General features: G+C 43.3%; 20 protein-coding genes, 3 pseudogenes and 2 riboswitches. Of the genes and pseudogenes, 11 read left to right on the top strand and 12 right to left on the bottom strand.

Annotation, left to right across the window (positions count from 1 at the left end):
* Genes ACH33_RS14845 through ACH33_RS14855 form a run of 3 tightly spaced genes read left to right on the top strand, consistent with a single transcriptional unit; the run spans position 1 to position 2865 of the window.
* Positions 1 to 1326 (top strand): YheC/YheD family endospore coat-associated protein, encoded by a 1326-nt coding sequence (locus ACH33_RS14845; RefSeq protein WP_057899717.1) that lies wholly within the window; start codon positions 1 to 3, stop codon positions 1324 to 1326.
* The gene (locus ACH33_RS14850; protein WP_057899718.1) at positions 1313 to 1777 is read left to right on the top strand and encodes a GNAT family N-acetyltransferase; all 465 of its coding nucleotides are present in this window, start codon (positions 1313 to 1315) and stop codon (positions 1775 to 1777) included. The genes ACH33_RS14845 and ACH33_RS14850 overlap by 14 nt, the downstream gene beginning before the upstream one ends.
* The gene (locus ACH33_RS14855) at positions 1774 to 2865 is read left to right on the top strand and encodes a YheC/YheD family endospore coat-associated protein (protein ID WP_057899719.1); all 1092 of its coding nucleotides are present in this window, start codon (positions 1774 to 1776) and stop codon (positions 2863 to 2865) included. Before ACH33_RS14850 ends, ACH33_RS14855 begins: the two co-directional genes overlap by 4 nt.
* Positions 2866 to 3191: 326 nt before the next feature.
* Here ACH33_RS14855 and ACH33_RS14860 read toward each other — a convergent pair whose 3' ends face one another.
* Positions 3192 to 3869, bottom strand: a complete 678-nt coding sequence (locus ACH33_RS14860; protein WP_162265044.1) for a hypothetical protein — start codon at positions 3867 to 3869, stop codon at positions 3192 to 3194.
* Between the two features lie 169 nt (positions 3870 to 4038).
* On the opposite strand from ACH33_RS14860, the gene nhaC reads away from it, so the two are divergent.
* On the top strand, positions 4039 to 5436 hold the full coding sequence (nhaC, locus tag ACH33_RS14865; protein ID WP_057899721.1) for a Na+/H+ antiporter NhaC: 1398 nt from the start codon (positions 4039 to 4041) through the stop codon (positions 5434 to 5436).
* Between the two features lie 120 nt (positions 5437 to 5556).
* Here nhaC and ACH33_RS14870 read toward each other — a convergent pair whose 3' ends face one another.
* Positions 5557 to 6714 (bottom strand): aminotransferase A, encoded by a 1158-nt coding sequence (locus ACH33_RS14870; RefSeq protein WP_057899722.1) that lies wholly within the window; start codon positions 6712 to 6714, stop codon positions 5557 to 5559.
* 409 nt (positions 6715 to 7123) lie between these two features.
* Here ACH33_RS14870 and ACH33_RS14875 point away from each other — a divergent pair, with 409 nt between their 5' ends.
* Positions 7124 to 7564: a 2-thiouracil desulfurase family protein gene (locus tag ACH33_RS14875; protein ID WP_057899723.1), complete on the top strand. Its 441-nt coding sequence runs from the start codon at positions 7124 to 7126 to the stop codon at positions 7562 to 7564.
* Here ACH33_RS14875 and ACH33_RS19470 read toward each other — a convergent pair.
* Positions 7539 to 7736, bottom strand: a complete 198-nt coding sequence (locus ACH33_RS19470) for a hypothetical protein (RefSeq protein ID WP_162265045.1) — start codon at positions 7734 to 7736, stop codon at positions 7539 to 7541. The genes ACH33_RS14875 and ACH33_RS19470 overlap by 26 nt on opposite strands.
* 56 nt (positions 7737 to 7792) lie before the next feature.
* Positions 7793 to 8053 (bottom strand): metal-sensitive transcriptional regulator, encoded by a 261-nt coding sequence (locus ACH33_RS14880; RefSeq protein WP_057899724.1) that lies wholly within the window; start codon positions 8051 to 8053, stop codon positions 7793 to 7795.
* A gap of 218 nt (positions 8054 to 8271) precedes the next feature.
* Here ACH33_RS14880 and ACH33_RS14885 point away from each other — a divergent pair, with 218 nt between their 5' ends.
* A complete protein-coding gene (locus tag ACH33_RS14885; RefSeq protein ID WP_057899725.1) occupies positions 8272 to 9612 on the top strand; it encodes a cytochrome P450 in 1341 nt (446 codons plus the stop codon).
* A 48-nt stretch (positions 9613 to 9660) separates the two neighbouring features.
* Here ACH33_RS14885 and ACH33_RS14890 read toward each other — a convergent pair whose 3' ends face one another.
* From ACH33_RS14890 to ACH33_RS14900, 3 genes and pseudogenes are all read right to left on the bottom strand, one after another.
* On the bottom strand, positions 9661 to 10368 hold the full coding sequence (locus ACH33_RS14890) for a pirin family protein (protein WP_057899726.1): 708 nt from the start codon (positions 10366 to 10368) through the stop codon (positions 9661 to 9663).
* 240 nt (positions 10369 to 10608) lie between these two features.
* The gene (locus tag ACH33_RS14895; protein ID WP_156424093.1) at positions 10609 to 10776 is read right to left on the bottom strand and encodes a hypothetical protein; all 168 of its coding nucleotides are present in this window, start codon (positions 10774 to 10776) and stop codon (positions 10609 to 10611) included.
* A 64-nt stretch (positions 10777 to 10840) separates the two neighbouring features.
* Positions 10841 to 12005 (bottom strand): annotated as a pseudogene (locus ACH33_RS14900) (trans-sulfuration enzyme family protein).
* A gap of 93 nt (positions 12006 to 12098) precedes the next feature.
* A riboswitch (SAM riboswitch) is annotated at positions 12099 to 12207 on the bottom strand.
* Between the two features lie 102 nt (positions 12208 to 12309).
* Positions 12310 to 12426: riboswitch (SAM riboswitch) on the bottom strand.
* Between the two features lie 143 nt (positions 12427 to 12569).
* On the opposite strand from ACH33_RS14900, the gene ACH33_RS14905 reads away from it, so the two are divergent.
* Positions 12570 to 13187, top strand: a complete 618-nt coding sequence (locus ACH33_RS14905) for a DUF3298 and DUF4163 domain-containing protein (protein ID WP_057899728.1) — start codon at positions 12570 to 12572, stop codon at positions 13185 to 13187.
* Between the two features lie 272 nt (positions 13188 to 13459).
* Here ACH33_RS14905 and ACH33_RS14910 read toward each other — a convergent pair whose 3' ends face one another.
* From ACH33_RS14910 to ACH33_RS20175, 5 genes and pseudogenes are all read right to left on the bottom strand, one after another.
* Complete coding sequence (locus ACH33_RS14910) at positions 13460 to 14230, bottom strand: DODA-type extradiol aromatic ring-opening family dioxygenase (RefSeq protein WP_057899729.1); 771 nt, start codon at positions 14228 to 14230, stop codon at positions 13460 to 13462.
* Positions 14231 to 14275: 45 nt separating this feature from the next.
* Positions 14276 to 14449, bottom strand: coding sequence for a hypothetical protein (locus tag ACH33_RS19475; RefSeq protein WP_156424094.1), 174 nt, complete (start codon positions 14447 to 14449; stop codon positions 14276 to 14278).
* Positions 14446 to 14733 (bottom strand): hypothetical protein, encoded by a 288-nt coding sequence (locus ACH33_RS14915; protein WP_057899730.1) that lies wholly within the window; start codon positions 14731 to 14733, stop codon positions 14446 to 14448. The genes ACH33_RS19475 and ACH33_RS14915 overlap by 4 nt, the downstream gene beginning before the upstream one ends.
* A gap of 134 nt (positions 14734 to 14867) precedes the next feature.
* Positions 14868 to 16304 (bottom strand): SpoVR family protein, encoded by a 1437-nt coding sequence (locus tag ACH33_RS14920; RefSeq protein ID WP_057899731.1) that lies wholly within the window; start codon positions 16302 to 16304, stop codon positions 14868 to 14870.
* A pseudogene (locus ACH33_RS20175) lies at positions 16301 to 16438 on the bottom strand (sporulation protein YhbH); the annotation flags it as partial. The gene ACH33_RS14920 and the pseudogene ACH33_RS20175, both read right to left, overlap by 4 nt.
* A gap of 82 nt (positions 16439 to 16520) precedes the next feature.
* On the opposite strand from ACH33_RS20175, the gene ACH33_RS14925 reads away from it, so the two are divergent.
* From ACH33_RS14925 to ACH33_RS14935, 4 genes and pseudogenes are all read left to right on the top strand, one after another.
* A complete protein-coding gene (locus tag ACH33_RS14925; protein WP_057899732.1) occupies positions 16521 to 16733 on the top strand; it encodes a hypothetical protein in 213 nt (70 codons plus the stop codon).
* Positions 16734 to 16740: 7 nt separating this feature from the next.
* Positions 16741 to 17070 (top strand): annotated as a pseudogene (locus tag ACH33_RS20590) (ATP-binding protein); the annotation flags it as partial.
* A 74-nt stretch (positions 17071 to 17144) separates the two neighbouring features.
* The gene (locus ACH33_RS14930; protein WP_057899733.1) at positions 17145 to 17867 is read left to right on the top strand and encodes a DUF3298 and DUF4163 domain-containing protein; all 723 of its coding nucleotides are present in this window, start codon (positions 17145 to 17147) and stop codon (positions 17865 to 17867) included.
* Positions 17868 to 17990: 123 nt separating this feature from the next.
* Positions 17991 to 18416 carry an IS630 family transposase gene (locus ACH33_RS14935; protein ID WP_057899734.1) on the top strand — a complete coding sequence of 142 codons (426 nt, stop codon included), beginning with the start codon at positions 17991 to 17993 and terminating at the stop codon, positions 18414 to 18416.
* The last annotated feature ends 803 nt before the right edge of the window (positions 18417 to 19219 follow it).

Consider the following 19219-nt stretch of genomic DNA (forward strand, 5'->3'; position numbering starts at 1 on the left):
ATGAGTATAATCGCGACGGGATGGGTGTCCATTCACCCCTTGCATCGTACATGGCACCTTCATTTTTCCGCGAAAAAAGCGCCGCACACCCTACTGGCAAAGAAAAAGCTACACCTTCGCATTGGTGGCTGGAAAAAAACACTGCTTATCACCTGTAAGCATCCCAGCCCCCATACTATCAATTCAAAAGTACGAATCCGTTCTCAGCAAAAACACCTTACCATCGGTCCTTTCATTGGTATTTTAACCGTGGCAGGAGGCGGTCTGTTCCGCGGTGTACAAAGCAACTTTATTGATATTATCGAAACAGGAAGAAAGCTGGGAGCGCTCGTTTATGTCGTTCCAGTGGAAAATATCGACTGGAATTCTCGCACCGTGCGAGGATACTTGTTCGATAAAAAAAGAAAAAAATGGATAAAAGAAAAACTTCCGTTTCCGCATGTTTTCTATAACAGGATTCCAAACCGAGCGTATGAGGGAAAAGCGCATGTAAAAGCCGCACTAAACCAGCTTTCTGCCACCCCCGGTCTAACGCTTTATAACCCACACTTTTTTAACAAACAACAATTGTACGCCGCCCTACAGAACAATCCCGAGACCCTTCCCTATCTGCCACGTACGCTCCCGCTTTCTTCCAAAGATGTTTTTTATAATATGATTTCTTCCTATTCGCTCGTATATCTAAAGCCGGCAAATGGAATGTCAGGGCAGGGAATTTACCGGGTTCAGCGTCAAAGTGGCGGAAACTATCTCGTGCAACATCAAGAACGAAAAAAAACAGTAGGAAAAATGTTTAAAACAAAAGAAGAAGCATGGTTCTATCTCGCTCCGCACGTAAAAAAGCATTACTTAATTCAAAAAGGAATTGACCTCGCCACATTTGATAACAAACTTTTTGACATTCGTCTGCTTGTGCAAAAAGACGGAAAAGGTGAATGGGGGGTGACGGGCATCGGGGTTCGGCTGGCCGGCTCCGGTAAAATTACGACTCACGTGCCACGCGGCGGTTCCGTGCAGCCTCCGGTCCCCATCCTTTCAGCCGCTTTTCCGGATTACTCAGCGGAAAAGCTGCTCTCAAACATACGGCTTATGGCGTTATGTATCGCCAGATCCCTTGAAAAAGAGTGGCCTACTCTCGGGGAGATATCCATAGACATCGGCATTGATAAGACGGCACGTCTCTGGTTTATAGAGGCAAATGCCAAACCGGGCAAATTCGACGAACCCCATATCCGTAAACTTTCGTTGCGGCGCATCGTCGAGTACGCACAGTATCAGGCAAATTTCGCTGCTATTTCGGGTGAAAAACGCCATGTTCATTCATGAACTTTCTCCCGCTTTGTTTTCCCGAACACGGGAAAAATTGCTCCGTTTCATTCATGTACATGGGGATAGACGCATCACCGCCCGCGCCATTCGCTGGCTGCGCGCATTGCCTGCGGAAATGCTAGAAGAGGAAGGGAATATTGTTCTTATCTATACCCAAAACAGCAAATTGCTTGGCTGTATCGCCGTTTATGGGTATGGGACACAGGAATCGTTTCTCGTTGTCCACCAGAAAGCAAGAGAACAGGGGATCGGAACAGCGCTGACGAACGCGGCGCTCTCCCGGCTTGGCAAATTGTACGTGCGGGTAGCAGCCGATAATACGGCTAGCTTAAAAACTTGCTTTACCATCGGAATGGTTGCGTTCGCCTGCGTGCGCGGCGTTACCGGAAAGCCGACATTATGGCTTGCGGCAGGAGATTGGAGAAAAGAAGACGTGAAAACAATATGACTGGAAGAAAACTACTTATCGGAGTGTTAACTTATCGCAACGGCGCTTTTATCGCTGGCAAAACATATCTTACTCGCTTGGCGCTCGTGGCTGAAACATACGGTTGCGAGCTCGTTGTTTACTCTCCAGCTGATATTTGTGAAGAAAAAAACATCGTCCGCGGATTTGCATACGACAAAAAAGAAAAAAAATGGGAGGCCAAAAAGACACGGACTCCCGATATTGTATATGACCGCTTTAGTAACATGACACCTGAGATATTCAAAAAGTACGCAGCATACCGGAACAAAAGCCGCCTTGTTTATTTAAATAGCCGTTTTGCTCACAAGTGGAACGCGCACCAGTTTTTTAGTGGTCATTCCGACATCGCCCCGCATCTGCCTGAAACAATGCGCGTACAGCAGGGCGCACTCGGAAAACTAATACGAAAATATCCAGTCCTGTACGCAAAACCAGTTAACGGTTCGGGAGGCAAAGGAATCATCCGTATTCAGCGCAAGCACGAGATATTCGAGATGGTCGGCAGAGATAAAACAGGCTGCATCATCCGCAATACGATCCGCTCTCTTCCTGCAGCCGAACGTTACCTTCTGCTCTGGTGTCAAAGGCAGGGCCGCACGTTTATTTTACAGCAAGGCCTCGATCTTGCGCTTCTCCCCGGTTTCATCTGTGACAGCCGTGTACTCGTACAAAAAAATGAGGTAGGACAGTGGATAATAACCGGTATCGTAGGCAAACAATCTCCACAACAGCTCATTACTTCCAATTTACAAAGCGGGGGCCGCGCTGTTCCCATAAAAAACTTGCTTACGCTACGCTTTTCTCCCGAAGAAACAGAAAGCATCCTGCAAGGCATTAAACAAGTAAGCTTATTATTGCCCCAACACATCGAATCAAAATTCGGTTCTTTCATAGAGTTTGGAATTGATATCGGAATTGATACAAAAGGCCAAATCTGGATCATCGAAGTGAATACCAAACCTAACCGGGAACTGTTCCGCCTCGCAGGCTTGATAGAAACGTATAAAAAGGCTGTCGAAATGCCTATTCGCGCAGCCATACACCAGATTTCTTCCCCTTATTTGTAAAACAATCAACATAGTCATATAGTCTCTATTCGCTTATAGGCGAAACAAAGGCTATATGACTTTCTGTCTTTTTTTATAATTACAGGAAACAATGCCATCCATCTGCTAATGTTCTTTTCCTTAATGGCAAAAAACATGCTAACAGGAGGTATGGCCGCCGCTCCAGGACAAGCCGAAGCGGCAATGGTGTCTGCGAAATTCGGCAGAACCGTCAAACAGACGTCACGCTCAGCAGCCTTAATAGCCCTAGCATAAAAAATATTATGTAACCGCACGCCGGATTGTAAAATTAAGAAAAACTCACAGCTTGCGCCTCTCTTTTCTCATCAAAAAAGAGGGGCTTCTTGGCTTACCTGGCGAAAGTATTCCACAATGCCATGTACGTGATTGTGTAATGTCCACCCCTTCTCTTCTAAAATAGCTTTATGTCGTCTGTGAAACGGCTCTGCTTCATCACGGATCGCGCGCTGCCAGGCGCTCAAATGCTTCCGTTCCTCTTCTGTCAACTGCTCCTCAATCGAGCTGCAAATAAAGGAACGACAGATGCTTGTTTTAAAGCGCGGGTCGAGGCCGCACCCTTTGCCATCAATAAAGAACTGGCATACCGCATACGCCAGCCGCTCATCCACCGCAAGATACGCCGTATTGGGCGATCGTTTCAGACGTTCATAGCGCTCCGCCGGCGATTCATCTTCTTCCGAAGAACGCTCGTAAAATAACGGTTGAATGCTAGCACCCGCCACAATTTCATAGTCGTATATCTCATTTTGCGGATTTGCATATATTTCCTTGAGAAAGAATTCCGTCTTTCCCGCGGCAATCATCTTATATATTTCAAACAAAGTAAATACCGGTTCATACGCACAGCACCCGATATGCGGTAAATCACCTGAACGCCGCTGAAAATGCGGTTCCGGGCAATTTCGGCATACTGCGGACAACAATTGCCTGTTTTCTTCTTCCCACCATAGCACGTCATTCCCCATGTTTTTCCTGCCTTTCATTCTCTGTTATGGATTGATTTCTACTAGACAGTATAACTCATCTTTTTTTTATCATCTTTTAAAATAATGCTTTACAAACAAACTATTAATCGAGTATTCTTAAAAAGTTAATTTAACGCTTAAAAGCGTACAAGCGTTTAAGTAGTAAAATTTTTTGGAGGAATGAATCGTGCCAGAGCAACACCAAGAAACAAAATTTACAAAAGCGGAAGCTGGGCTTATTACATTGTTTTTGCTCAGCATTCTTAGCTTCTGTATTATCGGATGGCAGGCGCCTCCGCACGTTCCTTTACTTTTATCCCTTTTTCTCTTAATCATTATTAGTTCCATAAAAAAAGTGCCCTGGAAAACGGTTGAAGAAGGTATGATTGAAGGCGTGCGGCCAGGACTTACGCCGATATTTATTTTTATTCTTATCGGTGCACTCATTAGCGTTTGGATAGCAAGCGGCACTGTTCCCACAATGATGGCATACGGTTTCAGCATTTTATCGGGAAAATACTTTTTAGCCGCCGTTCTGCTTATCACTGCGGTTGTAGGAACCTGCACCGGAAGTTCGCTAACAACGACAGCCACGATCGGAGTCGCATTTATGGGCATGGGAACGATGATAGGCATCAATCCCGCTTGGATAGCAGGTGCGATAGTATCAGGAGCGTTCTTTGGTGATAAAATGTCGCCCCTGTCCGACACGACAAACTTAGCGCCTACAGTAGCACGCATCGATTTATTCACCCATATTCGCCACATGACATGGACAACAACTCCGGCGCTGTTGCTTTCTCTCCTGCTGTTTTTATTTCTCGGAAACGGAAACGCAGGAGCCATTCCGCAGGAACAAATTGAGGGCCTGCACCGTGCGCTTATCGAACATGCTGTTGTCCATCCTGTGGCACTGTTGCCGCCTCTGCTCATCATGGTCATGGCGATGCGCCGGATTTCGGCCATTCCAACGCTGATGGTTGGTATTCTATCGGGAATTGCAGTAGCGTTCATGCTTAATCATGAATTGAAAATAGGTGACATGATCGGGATTATCCAAAATGGCTTTACGTCCGAGACAGGAAACAAAGTCATTGATTCATTGCTAACACGAGGCGGCATTCAAAGCATGATGTTTTCCGTTTCTCTTATCTTTCTTTCGCTCAGCATGGGCGGCTTGCTATATCATCTTGGCATTATCTATCAACTGATGGATATGATTCAACGTTTTATCCAGACGCGCGGACGCTTGATCGCTTCAACCGCTTTATCCGCCATAGGTATCAATTTACTGCTCGGCGAGCAATACTTGTCTATCATTCTTACCGGTAATGCGTTTGTCAAGCAATACAAAAAACTCGGTCTTGCACGCAAAAATCTGGCACGAACGCTTGAAGACGCCGGCACCGTTGTAAATCCGCTTATTCCGTGGGGCGTCAGCGGCGTCTTTATTTCCGGAGTACTTGGCGTATCTGTTTTTGAATATGCGCCGTTCGCGTTTTTCTGTCTGCTTTGTCCTGTAATCACGATACTATTCGGGTTTACGGGTATCGGCGTGCCGTATGAAACAAAAAAGAGGAGCTGACAAGGCTCCTCTTTCTCATCTGACGGCCACGAGCGGACAATCCTATCGCCTCCCGGCTGCGGCCGCGTCTTCCCCTCTTCTGCTTTATGGCTCTCGATTAACCATCATTCGTAATTTCAACTATTTCAAAGATGTGATAAAGGCTTCCAAACGATTCAGCCCTTCTTCCAGCACTTCCATCGCGTAAGCATAAGAAATACGGATGTATCCCTCTCCATAAGCTGAAAAAGCGTCCCCTGGTACTACCGCCACCCGTTGTTCTTCCAAAAGACGCGAAGCAAATGTAAACGAAGACAGTCCAAAGTGCCCAATACGCGGAAAAATATAAAATGCGCCATTCGGCTTAACAACGTCCAGCCCCATTTCTGTAAGGCGGTCATACACGTATGTTCTTCTCTTGTCATACTCGGCTCTCATGATCTCCGCGTCATTGATGCCTTCCGTTAATGCTTCAAGCGCCGCATACTGGCTTATTGCACTGGCACATGTAACATTATACTGATGCACTTTCACCATCTGCGATGTTATATATGCAGGTGCGAACGTAAATCCGATGCGCCATCCTGTCATGGAATGAGATTTAGACAAGCCATTGATAACGATCGTCTTTTCCCGCATGGAAGAAAGCGAAGCGATGGAGCGGTGCTTTTTCTCGTAAATAAGCTCACTGTAAATTTCGTCCGAAATCACAAACACCTCTTTGTCTTCCAGGAGGGCAGCAATCTTTTCAATTTCATCCTGTTCTAATGTGCAGCCGGTCGGATTGGACGGATACGGTAAAATCACGCAACGCGTATTCTTATTTATTTTCTCGCTTAACAACGTCGTTGTGACTTTAAAATCGGTTTCACGTGTATCCACGTATACAGGTGTGGCGCCGCATAAGCGAATAATTGGCTCATAGCCAGGATAAACCGGGCCCGGCAAAATAACCTCGCTGCCTTCCGTCAGAACGGTACGTAACGCGATATCAATCGCTTCACTCGCTCCGTTCGTCACAATAATCTCCGTCACCGGGTCATAACGTAAGCCGTATTTTTTCCAAACGAACGCTGCGGCCGCCTCCCGCAGCTCAGGCAGGCCAGCGTTCGGCGTGTATGTTGTCCAGTTTTGATCAATCGCGCGTTTTCCTGCTTCTTTAATATGACCTGGCGTAGCAAAATCAGGCTGACCAATTGTTAAAGAAATGGCGTCATCGTATTGCTGCACAAGATTGAAAAATTTGCGGATACCGGAAATTTGAATATCACGAACCCGCGGATTGATTAAATGTTCCATCTGCTCGTACACCCTTTCTTCCGCGCGCAGTACGCATATTTATCTCTTTTTTTCAAGTATAGCACGCCTTATGATGAATTTTGCTGTTCAATACTAAGCATCCGTATAATTTCAGCGGCTTCGATTCAGACTTTGTGGTACGTGGTATAATATAATTTGCCTCTCCACCCTATTTCAAAGGGAACAGCATATATGAACAATAGAAAGAAAAGGTGCCATGATTACCGGAGCCATCAGCAGAATCGGGGGAGCAACGATAAAAGCGCTTTCCCCTAACAAGGCAAAGTCATGCTGATCGCTCATCTTGAAGAAAGCTTGCAGAAGTTGCAACAAAAAACAAAAGAAACCGGAAACGACATGATCGTGTGATTGACAACACAAATAATAAAATGATAAAGGGGAAACAAAGATGAAAATCATAAGCGCTTGTTTAATGGGATGCGCATGCCGGTACGACCAAAAAGACAATCGGGTAGCAGAAATTGAGCAACTCGTCAAAGACGGAAAAGCAATTCCTGTCTGTCCAGAGCAACTGGGCGGGCTGTCAACCCCCCGCAATCCGGCGGAAATTGTGGGCGGCGACGGATTTGATGTACTCGATGGGAAAGCAAAAGTTATTGACAATCAAGGCAATGACGTAACAGAACAGTTCCTGCAAGGTGCACGGCAGGTTTTGCTTATTGCGCAATCAGTTAATGCTAAAGAAGCCATTTTGAAAGAACGTAGCCCTTCCTGTGGCAGCAACATGATTTATAATGGCACATTTTCCAAAACAAAACGAAAAGGTGTCGGTGTCACTACCGCCCTGTTGATGCGTCACGGAATCACCGTCCAATCGGAGGAATCATAATGTTAGGGAAATCGACCATCATTATTTCAGCGGCCAGCGCTACCAGTATATGCTGTGCATAATGATAAATATGCGGAAGAAACAAAATCGGCACGGCGCTCAGTCCGGTCGACAGCGCGGAAATGACACTCCCTAACAACATATTTTCCATATCTTCACATTTTGTTCTCAAGTCGTAAGTAAACTGGTATCACAAAAAAACAGCACATAACGTGCTGCTTTGCTTTCTTAGCGGCTTTTTACAAGCAAATCAACCGCTTCCTTAATAACATGATCGGGATTATTTCCTTTTTCAATTTCCATGCGTATACACGCTTCCATATTATTTGCCACAACCAATCCGATCACGCGATCAACAGCGGAACGAACCGCGGTGAGTTGGGTGACAACATCACGGCAATCCTTTTGCTGTTCCATCATGCTGAGCACTCCGCGAATCTGTCCTTCAATGCGGCGGAGGCGATTTTTTATAGCATCGTTATATTCCATCCCTTATCACCTCAATCGATGGTATGTCTTTATCATACCCGCTAAGGTATCAACAATAAACAGGAAGTTCGCAATCCCGTTTTTTTCAAATCATAGCACGAACTCCTCCCCACGGACAATGTTCTTTTGTCTTTCCGTAAGATTTATAAAGGAAAAATAAAAAAAAGAATAAGAAAGGGAGATAGTACACAATATAACCAAAAATGGAGGGAACATACATGAGTGAAATCGAAATTCTCGGCCCAAAGGGCTTACCCATTACCGGCAATCTGTTTGCTTTTCGCAAGAATCCCCTTGAATTTCTGCGCCGCGCCGCTGAAGAATATGGCGATATTGTTCACCTGAGATTTGGTCCCCGGCACCTTTATCTAATAAGCAACCCCGATTATATTAAGGAAGTACTCGTAACCAAACAAGCACACTTTAAAAAAGGAAAAGGTCTACAAGTTGCCAAAGCAGTCGTCGGAGAAGGCATCCTCACAAGCGAAGGAAAATTCCACATGCGTCAGCGGCGCCTTATGCAGCCTTCATTCCGTCAAGACCATATTGTCAGCTACGGCGACACGATGGTGGAATATGGGGAGAAACTCATCAGTAAATGGAAGGACGGCGAAGAGCGCCTTATCTCGAAAGATATGATGGAATTAACCCTCTCCATTATCACAAAAACAATGTTTGGGACAAGTATTAATAAAAATTTAAATGATATCGAGCATGCGATTGATGTAGGGTTAAAATATGTAAGCCGACGCGCCTCTTCGTTTATTGATATTCCGGAAAGCATCCCGACCAAAAGCAATCGCGAATTTAAAGAAGCAGCGGAAACATTGGATAAGGTCATTTTCTCGATTATTGAAGAACGCCGGAAAAGCGAAGATGAAAACCGTGGCGACTTACTCTCCATGCTGCTTGCGGCACGGGATGAAGACGATGGTACGGGCATGACCGACCATCAGGTACGCGATGAAGTCATGACGATTTTCATCGCCGGCCATGAAACAACGGCAAACACATTGTCATGGACGCTATACCTTCTCGCCCAACACCCGGAAGCGGAGCAAAAGCTCTGGTCGGAAATCGAACAAGTGCTTGGCGGACGGAAAGTAACCGTACATGATCTGCCGAAATTAAAATACGCGGAAAATATAATCTGGGAAACGCTGCGCCTCTATCCGGCCGCCTGGGCAATTAACCGTGAGGTGACGGATGAAATAGAGATTGGAGGACATACATTTAAACCGGGCGAATCGATTATGATGAGCCAGTATGTCATGCACCGCAATCCAAAATATTTCGATAATCCAGATGCCTTTATTCCTGAGCGATTTGCAGGCAATCTCCTTAAAGAAATCCCGCAGTTTGCTTTCTTTCCGTTCGGCGGGGGGCCGCGCGTCTGTATCGGTAATCATTTCGCCATTATGGAGGCCACGCTTATTCTCGTTACAATTGCTCAAAAATTCCAGTTGCGTCTCGCCGATCCGCACAATCCGGTCGAACCGGAACCGGTGGTGACGCTGCGCCCCAAAAACGGTTTGCGCATGATCGTGAAAAAAAGATAAGAAAAACTCGCGGGCACGTTACCCGCAAGTTTTTCATTACTTGCATGATTAAGGAAGATCGATAAGCATAAAGTGTACATTTTCTGCTGCTTTCAACTCCAATACTAGCGTGTCCATAATGCGCGCGGCATCACGAGTGTGCAGCGTTTTCTTCCCGTTTAATTCCAGTTCGCCCTCAATCACAAATACATAGATACGGCGGCCTTCCGCTTGCGTAAATGTCAGGCTCTTGCCGGTATCCAGCCTGGAAAGATATAACGTCAAATCCTGATGAATATGCGCTACGCGATGCCCATCTACTTGACGTTTCGCTACTATAGGCAACAAGTTATTTCTCATTGCTTCCTGATTATACGCGAATTGTTCGTATGAAGGCTCCAATCCTTTTTCATCCGGTAGAAACCAAAGCTGCAAAAAATTAACCTCTTCCGTATCGGACGGATTGAACTCAGCGTGCATAATCCCCGTCCCGGCGGTCATGCGCTGAATTTCTCCCGGCACAAGCACCGCTGAATTACCAGTGCTATCCTGATGTTTCAATTGTCCTCTCAGCACAATAGAGACAATCTCCATTTCCCTGTGCGGATGAGCACCAAAGCCCGTACCCGGTTGTACGATATCATCATTAAACACCCGAAGCGGGCCAAACTGTAAATTATTTGGATCATAATACTCAGCAAACGAAAAACTGAAATTACTTTGCAGCCAACCATGATTTGTGGAATAACGCGAAGCTGCTGGATAAATAGTAATCATATCCAACCTCCTGATAAGTTATTAACTTACTTTATAAAAGTATATTACAATAAATAAAAAAGTCAATCATCTTTTCCCTGTTTCCTTTATTATGAGCCTATTCTTTCTCAAATCATTTTCTATGTAAAAAAACAGCCGAAACATCTATCGGCTGTCCTTCCTTATCCCGGTTTGCCCTTATGGAAATGACTTCTCCCCGGTAAACATGCGCTGCGCTTCCCAGCCAGGAACTGCACTTTTTCATCCCATCAAACACTGCCGTTCAATTGCATCACCGACCGGTCTCTCTTCGCCACACGGCTTGTTTATTAAATGCACGCCGTATTGCCGCACATGATGCTCTTTGCCGTTGGGCACAGCCCGTATCGTTACCCATACCCCGAAAGATTTTCCATCTTTGTGTATCAATGTCCTATATGTACAAAACAGTTTCTTTTGATTGTACATACAAAACATCCAAAATGATATATACTCAAGAAACATAATTGGAACTGGAAACACTACATTGCAAAGCCTGCTCCAGATCTTGAATCAAATCGTCCGGCTCTTCCAGACCGACCGATAGGCGCAATAACGTATCCGTAATTCCCATTTTCTTTCGATCCGCTTCCGGAATACTGGCATGCGACATCCGAGCCAGATACGTCAAAATACTTTCGACAGCGCCGAGACTTACGGCAAGAGCCGGAAGAGTGACATTCCGCAAAAATCGCTCTACCTGTTCTACATTATGCAACATAAAAGAGAGCACGCCGCCAAAGCCCGCTGCCTGTTTAGCGGCCAGCTCATGCCCCGGATGTTCGGGAAGACCGGGATAATATACCCGCTTTACCGCGGGATGGTTTTGCAGCCAAACCGCTATTTTATGCGCGCTTTTCTGATGTTGGTCAAGCCGCACTTTCAACGTCTTCAATCCCCGTAGCAACAACCAGGAATCTTGCGGGCCGAGAATGGCACCGAACGCGTTCTGAATAAATCCGATTTCTTCAGCGATTTCTTTTTTGCCCGCTACCACCACCCCCCCCTACAACATCGCTATGTCCTCCGATATATTTGGTGGCGCTATGAATCACAATGTCGGCTCCCAGCCGCAAAGGCCGCTGTAAATAAGGCGTCATAAACGTATTATCGACAATGGTTAGCAACCCGTATTGTTTGGCCAGCCGGCATACGGCTTCAATATCTGTAATATTCATCTGCGGATTGGACGGACTCTCCAAAAATATCGCACGTGTCGCCGGCGTAATCGCGCTTTCAATCGCACCGATATCCGTTGTATTTACGAACTTTGACTGTATGCCGAAACGAGGGAACAGTTTTGTAATCGCCCGGTACGTGCCGCCGTAAATGTCATCAGAAAGCAAAATCTCATCCCCGCTCTTTAACAAACAAAAAACAGAGGAAATGGCGGCCATCCCGGAAGCAAAAGCGAAGCCCTTCGCTCCTTTTTCCAACACGGCTATCGCTTCTTCCAGCGCTGTCCGGGTTGAATTGGCTGTGCGGGAATAATCATATCCGGTACTGACACCCAGCTCTGGATGCTGGAAAGTCGCGCTCTGGTAAATCGGTGTACTGATTGCACCAGTCGCGCGGTCTCTTTCTAACCCAGAACGAACAAGAAGTGTTTCAATGTTCATGTTCTTCCTCCGTTTCATTTCGTTTCATAAACATCAAAGATAAAAAATAAAACACTCTTCGATGGAGAGTGTTTATATACAGCAAACTTTCCCCTCTCATCGTTTAGAACAGTCGTTCCACAGGCATTAGCACCGTTCAAACATTGCGTTTGATGGTTGCCGGGTTTCATCGGGCCAGTCCCTCCACCTCTCTTGATAAGAGCGATATATTCAGTTTGTGTGCATCGTACGAACCAAATTGCAGGGCAAAATAAAAACCCCTTTATCCTGAGTAAGGTATAAAGGAGCTGATTGCTCATCCTTTTCCTTATCTCTCAGGATATGTGTATCCTGCTGGAATTGGCACCTTCCTTCCCTCGAATAGGGTCATTGGGGTTGCCGGGCTTCACTGGGCCAGTCCCTCCGCCTCTCTTGATAAGAAAATCAATATATAAATTATTTATTCTATAATAATTACGTTTATGAAAACTGTCAATAAATTTAAAAAATCTCTAAACAAAAACCGTGCAACCACTTCCTGAATAGGCTAAAACATAGGAAAAAATCGAAAGGGATTGGTATGCTATGGATTCATATAACTTCCCCGTTTATATACAAACAATGTCCATTCTTGCCCCAAATGTCACCATTTATTATCCTCGGGTAGAAGGACTGAAAAATAAGGCTGTACAAGAAAAAATAAACGTTATCATTTTGCATCAAGTTTATGCCTTAATCCAAGAACAAGGGTATTATCAAAATCCAACAACGATCGAAATGCTCGGCCATTATGAGATCAAATCCAATGAAAGAGATATCCTTAGCCTAACCCTAGAGAATTATGCCTATATCTTGCACCACGCACATGGACTCACCATTTTAAAATCATTAACTATAAATATTCAAACAGGTAAACTCTATCAATTGAAGGATTTATTTCAACAAGGAAGTGATTACATAAAAAGACTGTCCAATATTATTCAATTCCAGATTAAAAAACGAAACATCCCATTGTTAGGCGAATTTAAAGGGATTCGGCCAGATCAAGATTTTTATATAGCAGATAAAGCATTGGTTATTTATTTTCAACTGTATGAAATTACCCCTTACTATGTCGGCTTTCCCATGTTTCCCATATCTGTATACGACTTGGAAGATATCATCAATGAAAATGGGCCTTTAGGAAAAATGGCTCAAGCATAACATTACATCTGTTGCCGTATAAAACGCAAGATTATATCCGAAAACGTCATAAAACTGGATACATGCTGTTCAAACACCGCTTTGAAATATGAAAGACCCTTCAATTATCGAAAGGTCTTTCATATTTCAAATGCGTGACGCGGATATTCAAATACTTTGCCAATCGTTGTATACTGAATACCTACCAATCGGCTGCTCGTCTGCAGAGGAAGGATGCTTCCAATTAGCAATTTGTAGTTAAATGACTATAAATTGCGACACCCTTACACTGATTATTCAAACTTCCAACAACATAGACTCAAGCTTCCATGCTGATATTCCCGATGCAGCAAATCCGCTTTTCTTCCGTCATCCGCCGCCCCCATGGCGAGCAACAGCGGAATAAAGTGCTCGTTGCGTGGCACAGCTTCCCTGCCATACGGCGCTTCCGTCTCATACCTAAACAGCGAATCCGTATCCCACATCTCTATTTTTGCTTGCAGCCAATCGTCAAACGTGGCCGCCCACTTTTCTTTTTCTAAACTGTTCCAATTCAACCTATGCAAATTATGTACCGTTCCGCCGCTTCCAATAATCATCACACCTTCTTTCCGCAACGGTGCCAGCGCCCGCCCTATGTAATATTGCTCCGCAGGGGAAAGCGCAGGATTCACCGATAGCACAACAACCGGGACACGAGCATCCGGGTACATCAACCGAAGTACCACCCAAGCTCCGTGATCAATCCCCCTCTCCGCGTCCACTTTGGAATCGGTTCCACTTTCCTCCAACAACTTTACGATCTTCTGTGCAAGATCCTTGTTTCCTTTGGCCGGATATACAATTTTATACATTTCTTCCGGAAAACCGTAAAAATCATATATCATCTCATATTCTTCTACAGCACTCACCATCTGTACAGGCGCTTCCCAATGCGCCGAAAACAACACAATAGCACGAGGTTCCGGCAGACGATCAGCCAATCCTTTTAGCATCTTCGTATATTGATTTTCTTCTAATACCAATGTCGGCGCGCCGTGTGCAACAAACAAAGCAGGTACCATCACTGCATCCCTCCGTTTTCTGTTCCCTATAATAATCGTTTATCTTTATGAAGCAGAAAACTTCCTTTCCATCAGTATATCCCCTTTTTGGTTTATAATCACGACTCGACTCTGTTCATACATATCCGGCAAGCGGCTTTTCACAAACCCTTGTACCGCGTTTAACATATATACTAAATCCCCGCTCGTTTCAAGCAAATGAGTCTGAACTTGAATCATAACACCTTCGTTTTCAAAAAAATATCGTAATCTTTAATATATTGAATCCATGAAACTTTTAACGACTGGTAGCCAAAGTTGGATGTCATGTATTTCTTTAGTTCTTCTACAAGCCTTTCCTTTGTTATATTCTTCGCTTGCACAACATCCGTGGAGGCAATTGCTTGCAGCGCATTTTCCGTCGGTTTTGGCTGTACCCATAAATAATTATCCTGCATTTTCAATCCAAGCACAAAGCCAATAAATACGGAAATCAAAATTCCGCCCGTGTCGATTCGCGCCATCGCCAAATCCCCCTTTTTCTTCCTTTTCTCCTTTGGTTAAATAGTTAGTTAGACAAAAAAGAAAAAATTTCTTTACCTTGTATGAATAATATGGGAAAGAAAAAGACCGCTTTTCCTGTAGCGGTCTTCGGTAATTAAAGAAATCTCCGGTGACACTTCTTACCGTCATAAGTAAACAGCACGCGACGTTCCTCGATTTTTGTCTCCAAGTGCACCGTTCTGCCCCAAAGCTTATAGATATATGGCAACGTTCTTTCTAGGTGCTTTATATCCAATTCCATTCCCTCATACTGGTGAAACAAATATAGTTCGCCATTGCGCAAGTAATCGCCATCCTGTACTAAAATGTATGGAAATCCGCCATTGACGCGACTCGTCACCAGTTGATCGCGCACTATCTCCCACGATTTGTCTGTAATCGTCCAATCGTTGCCTTGACGTGCGAATACGTACATATCCATTTTTTCAACAAGTTCTTTTGTTAAATAGTTACGGATAAAAGAAATATCACTGTCCAGTTCGCGTACTTCAAAGATTTTCTCACGCCCCATGCCTGGCTTTCGACCAAAACGTTCCTGTTCTTCTTTAGTCGGGTTATTCCAGCGCTCTTCAATATCTTCGAACATTTTCAGGCCTAAATAATACGGGTTAATGCTTATGGTAGACGGCTGCACAACACCAGCATTCAGCTTCGCGTATTCAATGGTCTCCTCTTCAGTTAAATCCATTTCCCGCAGAATACGCTGGTGCCAGTAAGACGCCCAGCCTTCATTCATAATTTTCGTCTCAATTTGCGGCCAGAAATACAGCATTTCTTCCCGCATAATCGTAAGTACGTCGCGTTGCCAATTCTCCAAGCGCGGACTAAACTCTTCAATGAACAAAAGCAAGTCTTTTTCCGGATCTGGAGGGAAGCGATCCCACCTCTTCTTCACTTCTTCTTCCGCAATTTTCCGTCGTTTCTGCTCCTCTTCGTCTAAAAACCATATATCCCCATAAGGGTTGTTTTTTTTTAGTTCGACGGTGTTCCGTTTTTTTTCTATCTCTTCCGCCCAGCTAAAATGGCGGCGGTTCAAACTTGGATCGACATGCTCCTGAATCGCAAGCACCGCGTCAAGAAACTCTTCTACGGTTTGCTTGCCATATTCAATCTCATACTGGCGCAGCCGCTCTGCTGTCGCCGCCATGCTCTCGACCATATTTCGGTTTGTCTTGCTGAAACGAACGTTATTTTTGAAGAAATCGCAATGTGCCAGCACGTGGGCTACAATTAGTTTATTTTGAATTAACGAATTGCCCTCCAGAAGAAACGCATAGCACGGATTCGAATTGATGACTAGTTCGTAGATTTTGCTTAAACCTAAATCGTACTGCAGTTTCATTTTATAGAAAGCTTTACCAAAACTCCAATGAGAAAAGCGTGTTGGCATACCATATGCGCCAAACGTATAAATAATGTCCGCCGGACAAATTTCATAGCGCATCGGATAAAAATCAAGCCCGAACCCTTTGGCAATTTCAGTAATCTCATCAACCGCCCGCTCTAATTGTCTAACCTCATCCGATGTCACTCTTTCTCCTCCTTCCCAAAGAAAGTGGTTAACGCTTTATAAACCTCACCTTTTTCACGAACGATACAGTATTTGAATTTTGGATCTTTAATATGTTTATAGGCAGACATTAACGTTGAATGTCTATTATATTGAAAGTATGTAAAACTTGATAAGGCAGTAGAAGAAAAAGGAATCTATCGTACTTTCACTGAATAGGATGGGAAAACCGGTAAGATGGAACTTAACTTTAATAGTGGAGAGGTAAAATTTAACGGAGAAATATTACCCTTGAAAATGAAACGTCAGCAAAGCAATCAGTCAAAAAGCAACTTTGCTCTTACAGCACTTCCAGGTTACAAATATGTTAGAACCCTAACAGGGCATACAAAAGTTACTAAAGATAGTATGGAGTATGCAAGTTATTTAATAGGACTATACACTAAATGACGTATGAAAAATCCAGGAGACTACCCGCAGCAGCCAGAGCCGTATTAAAAGAATTCTATCCTCCGAGCTGGTGATTATTGTTTATGGCAACGGATCAAAATAAAGGAAACCTGGTTTTTCAGTTCATTAATGAAATGTACGCGCAAACCTCTTTGAGCGTTACGTCCAATAAAGGACCGGAGGACTGGGGAGAGTTGCTTGGCGATCCAGCCATCGCCACCGCTATTTTAGACCGACTCATCCAAAAAAGCGAAGTCATTCATTTACATGGAGAAAGTTATCGTATTAAAATCGGCAAACCATATTTGGCAGCCACTACGTGTTCAAACATACTTGACAGCCAAAACTATGTCATTCAAACTATAATCAATGGAAAAAGAAGGTATTTTAAAAATTTTAGGAGGCTATCTAATGAAAAAGTTTATTGCTTTTGCACTCACTTTTCTCTTATTAACAGGAACTTACATAGGCTTGGTTCCAAATTATTCATCTGTATCGGCAGCTTCTAAAATTTCCACAGTGAAAATTACAAAAAAGAAAGAAAAAATTAATCTTAAATATGTTGAGGGAGATATCGAATATCCTTATATCTCCGGTCTTTCTAATGCAAAAATTCAAAGTAGCATTAATACGCTTTTCTTTAACCACGTACAACAAAGAAAAAAGTATGCACAAAAAGTGAATGCGAAGGGTCCAGATCCATTCATGAAAGATCATAAGTATAATGTTTCAACAACATATGAAGTAAGCAGAAACAAGAATGGTATAATAAGTGTTGTATTTACTGATTCTGAATACTTGGGCGGAGCTCATGGAATGTATGATTTGATCGCCTATAACATCAATGTAAACACAGGCAAAGTGTATAATTTAAAGGATCTGTTTAAGAAAAATACAAACTATGTGTCACTTTTAAGCAATGAGATAAAAAAACAAGTGAAGGCCAAGGATAAATACCAATTTGATTTATCTTCATTCAAAAACATCAAACAAAACCAACGTTTTTATTTAACAGACAAAGGTATTGTTATTTATTTTTCTCTTTACGAATACACATCGTATGCTGCCGGAATACCAAGATTCACAATTCCTTACACTACAGTAAAGAAATATTTAAATATCTCTAAGTTGTAAAACTATAAAAAGCCCGCCATCCATACGGATAGCGGGGTTCCTTGTCATTTACGCTCTATCGTTTGTTTCCAGCCTATTTCCTTTTAGATAAATTAAAAATATACATAATTTTAAGATTATTTTATGACGAATCATCACGCCCATGTTACCCTGTTTGGAACCGTCGATGTCCAGACAGGAGATGGATTCTGTACTTCAGCCAATCAGTGTAATGCCGCTGCTTTTTTAAGTTTTCTCCAAAAACTTCTGGTCCATTATATGGATAAATTTATTGTTCTTGTACTGGATAATGCCCGGATTCATCATGTGAAGCTGTTACGACCGTTTTTAGAGCAGAATCGGCACCAGCTTTCCTTATTGTTTCTTCCTCCGTACTCTCCAGAATGGAACCCCATTGAAAAGTTATGGCGCTGGCTGAAGGATATGGTTATCGTCAACCGTTTCCATAAAGATGAATCGGAGATTCGCTCATCTGTTTCTGATTTTCTTGAATTTATTCACCCGTGTCCTGAGAAAGTATTATCCAGAATTGGTTGTTTGAAACGTTAAAATCTCAAAGCAAATTTATATAGTAATTATCTGAACGTAGTGGGAAGAAGGTCGCTGCTTATAGTAGCGGCTTTTTATTTTTATTAGAAAATTTCCCCTCATCCCTATCGTAAGAGGAACTTGGGATGTTTAGCTTTCGTACGAGCGAGTGAAAGAGAAGACCCGGCGCAAGGCCAGGTTTTTGTTTGACCACATTGACCACATACTTATTTTATTTTTTTCCTTTTTATTCTCTTTCCTCTTGCAAAAACTTGAGATAAACAGAGATATTTAATTTTATTTACCTTTGTTTTTCCAAATTGTTTCGCAACCCTTATTCTTATAAGGATGTTGCAAAACGTATAATCTCTGAATAATAAACAATAAAAAGCCACATGTTTGGAAAGAAAGGAAGGAATTCTCGATGTCAATTTATTGGTTTGCTTTCATCGCTTCTGTAATGGCGCTTGTATCGTCCGTCATTGTGCTCTTAATTATATTACGACGATTTATTAGAAATAGAAGAAGAGGGCGATACTAATGGCTAAAAAAGCACGCATATTTAAACTTTCATAATATAATGTATATTTATTGAAAACGAGGGCATTTATTACCGAGAAAGAACAGCAGTAGATTTTAGAAGAGGCTCTTCAAGAGTATACGCAAACAAAAACGACCTGATATTTAGAAAAGGTGAAAAAATTATAAGCACGTTAAAATAAAACATCTCGGCCACGCCGGGTTATTTTTGTTCTGACATCCTGTAAATACGTAGTCAGGTTTCGGGTTCTTTAGTGCAAGCTAGCCGTTTTCTGTATGTACTT

Source organism: Aneurinibacillus sp. XH2, assembly GCF_001439585.2.
Classification (GTDB): Bacteria; Bacillota; Bacilli; order Aneurinibacillales; family Aneurinibacillaceae; genus Aneurinibacillus; species Aneurinibacillus thermoaerophilus.

Excerpts from the sequence above, each read along its gene's own strand:
- ACH33_RS14870 (WP_057899722.1), bottom strand. The coding sequence starts at position 6,714 with ATGGAACATTTAATCAATCCGCGGGTTCGTGATATTCAAATTTCCGGT.
- ACH33_RS14875 (WP_057899723.1), top strand. The coding sequence starts at position 7,124 with ATGAAAATCATAAGCGCTTGTTTAATGGGATGCGCATGCCGGTACGAC.
- ACH33_RS14845 (WP_057899717.1), top strand. The coding sequence starts at position 1 with ATGAGTATAATCGCGACGGGATGGGTGTCCATTCACCCCTTGCATCGT.
- ACH33_RS14885 (WP_057899725.1), top strand. The coding sequence starts at position 8,272 with ATGAGTGAAATCGAAATTCTCGGCCCAAAGGGCTTACCCATTACCGGC.
- ACH33_RS14855 (WP_057899719.1), top strand. The coding sequence starts at position 1,774 with ATGACTGGAAGAAAACTACTTATCGGAGTGTTAACTTATCGCAACGGC.
- ACH33_RS14930 (WP_057899733.1), top strand. The coding sequence starts at position 17,145 with ATGAAAAAGTTTATTGCTTTTGCACTCACTTTTCTCTTATTAACAGGA.
- ACH33_RS14935 (WP_057899734.1), top strand. The coding sequence starts at position 17,991 with ATGACGAATCATCACGCCCATGTTACCCTGTTTGGAACCGTCGATGTC.
- ACH33_RS14860 (WP_162265044.1), bottom strand. The coding sequence starts at position 3,869 with ATGAAAGGCAGGAAAAACATGGGGAATGACGTGCTATGGTGGGAAGAA.
- ACH33_RS14905 (WP_057899728.1), top strand. The coding sequence starts at position 12,570 with ATGGATTCATATAACTTCCCCGTTTATATACAAACAATGTCCATTCTT.
- ACH33_RS14925 (WP_057899732.1), top strand. The coding sequence starts at position 16,521 with ATGGAACTTAACTTTAATAGTGGAGAGGTAAAATTTAACGGAGAAATA.
- ACH33_RS14890 (WP_057899726.1), bottom strand. The coding sequence starts at position 10,368 with ATGATTACTATTTATCCAGCAGCTTCGCGTTATTCCACAAATCATGGT.
- ACH33_RS19475 (WP_156424094.1), bottom strand. The coding sequence starts at position 14,449 with ATGATTCAAGTTCAGACTCATTTGCTTGAAACGAGCGGGGATTTAGTA.
- ACH33_RS14880 (WP_057899724.1), bottom strand. The coding sequence starts at position 8,053 with ATGGAATATAACGATGCTATAAAAAATCGCCTCCGCCGCATTGAAGGA.
- ACH33_RS14910 (WP_057899729.1), bottom strand. The coding sequence starts at position 14,230 with ATGGTACCTGCTTTGTTTGTTGCACACGGCGCGCCGACATTGGTATTA.
- ACH33_RS14850 (WP_057899718.1), top strand. The coding sequence starts at position 1,313 with ATGTTCATTCATGAACTTTCTCCCGCTTTGTTTTCCCGAACACGGGAA.
- ACH33_RS14915 (WP_057899730.1), bottom strand. The coding sequence starts at position 14,733 with ATGGCGCGAATCGACACGGGCGGAATTTTGATTTCCGTATTTATTGGC.